The sequence below is a fragment of the Lentzea alba genome (assembly GCF_047445655.1).
Classification (GTDB): domain Bacteria; phylum Actinomycetota; class Actinomycetes; order Mycobacteriales; family Pseudonocardiaceae; genus Lentzea; species Lentzea alba_A.
The window spans coordinates 1-1543 of record NZ_JAJAEG010000093.1; the positions used below are offsets into that span (position 1 = coordinate 1).

The following is a 1543-nucleotide window of genomic DNA, read 5'->3' on the forward strand; positions in this document are numbered from 1 at the left end:
AGTTGCACATGTCGCAGTACAGGCCGGTCGGGTCGCTGAACGTGACCGGGCTGTTGTTGGAATACACATAGGCGTTCCACTGCCGTGGATCCGCGAGGTCCATGACCGGGTCGACGGAGATGAACCGGCCCAGCGCCGGGTCGTACTCGCGTGCACCGATGGAAAACCAAGGGCCGCAAGCGGCACATCGCCACCGACCCCCTGGGCCTGCTGCTGGCCGTCGTGGTGACCGCCGCGCACATCAAGACCGCGACGGCGCCCACCGGCTGCTGGCGGCGTTGCGTGCCCGGTTCTCCACCGTATCCCATATCTGGATAGACGGCGGCTACGCCGGGCGCCTGGGCCAACAAGGTCCTGTCACTGACCCTGATTGCGGTCACACCTCGGAAAGCGAGATGCGCAATTCTCGTTTCCAGCTGCCAAGGCTGCACGGTTGCCCCAGGTATGACCTACGCTCTGCGCCACCAGCGGTGAGGCCCGGAACCAACGACGGCTCCGGGCCAGCAGCCCCTTCTCACGCAATGTCCTCGGGACTCACCCAGCCTTCCGCATCCTCAAACGCATCACAGCCATCGTGCTCAAACCGCACCGTCCCGTCGAACTGCGATTTGGCACCAGCACACACTCCGTAATCGGATCCGAGTGCGCCTGTCACCGGTATCCAGTTCCGGCATCCGCCGCACTGTTGGTCGTACCACTCGTCGCGGTAGGCCGGATCGCCGGTATCGCGGTTCCGGCGCCGCACCCACCGCTCGTGGATCTCGTCCAGCGCTCTCGGGGCACGTGTGACGTGGTTCATCAGGTTCATCAACCTCCTTCCAGCAGCCGCGCGATGGTGTCAGCCGACGAAGCCTTGGGATGAACGATAACCGCACGGGTGCCGAACCCGCCGTCAAGTTGTCTGCCTCGGTCGCGTGTGATGACCCTGGCTCCCATCTGATCAGCGAGTTGGAGCAACTGCGGGTCTTTGGTTCCGGCAAGCCCCATTTCCGTCACACTTCGCACGTTGTACCCCTTGTCACGAAGTTGGCCTGCCAGCTTCGAAGACAGGTTCTCGTCCAAAATGTACCGCTGCCCCGCGCCCGAGAAGCCTGCCGACTTGGCCAAGCGCTCACGCAGCGCGACCGCGAACTGCGCATGCAAAGAGCTGCTCTCGGCGAGCGCCACAACGGGCCCCTTGGGAACGGCTCCACGGCCGACGACACCGCGGCCGGCACCGGCACCGAGCGCAAGCCCGGCCGCCCCCAGAGCCACAAACACGGCGTCCCAGCCGGTCGCAGGACTGTTGCCCACCGTGTAGGACCACTCACAGAAGCCGGGTCCGGGGTTGCTGCTGCGACACGTGTACGTCGCCCAGTTCTTGACTGCATCCGCGTACGACTCGCCTGGCGCCATCATCACTGGCGCCCCGAAGATCGGTCCTCTCTTCATCTCCTCGGCGGTAGGTAGTCGACGGCCAAAGAAAATCGGCTGGTTCGAGCCGTCACCAGTGCCGGTCACCCACTCGTACTCCTGCTGCCACTGCTGCTGCATCTCCTCCTGA

4 protein-coding genes are annotated in these 1543 nt (G+C 64.6%); 1 reads left to right on the forward strand and 3 read right to left on the reverse strand.

Annotated elements, in window-relative coordinates:
* A partial coding sequence (locus LFM09_RS49995; RefSeq protein ID WP_414103719.1) for an RHS repeat-associated core domain-containing protein occupies window positions 1-160 on the reverse strand: 160 nt, incomplete at its 3' end.
* Between LFM09_RS49995 and LFM09_RS50000 the strand changes: the two genes are divergently transcribed.
* Complete coding sequence (locus tag LFM09_RS50000) at window positions 151-318, forward strand: hypothetical protein (RefSeq protein ID WP_414103716.1); 168 nt, start codon at window positions 151-153, stop codon at window positions 316-318. The two genes, LFM09_RS49995 and LFM09_RS50000, sit on opposite strands and share 10 nt — an antisense overlap.
* A 196-nt stretch (window positions 319-514) precedes the next feature.
* On the opposite strand, the gene LFM09_RS50005 is transcribed toward LFM09_RS50000, so the two are convergent.
* A complete protein-coding gene (locus tag LFM09_RS50005; RefSeq protein ID WP_414103717.1) occupies window positions 515-808 on the reverse strand; it encodes a DUF3027 domain-containing protein in 294 nt (97 codons plus the stop codon).
* Window positions 808-1543, reverse strand: a 736-nt coding sequence (locus tag LFM09_RS50010) for a DUF5615 family PIN-like protein (RefSeq protein ID WP_414103718.1), incomplete at its 5' end; no start/stop codon positions are given. The genes LFM09_RS50005 and LFM09_RS50010, both read right to left, overlap by 1 nt.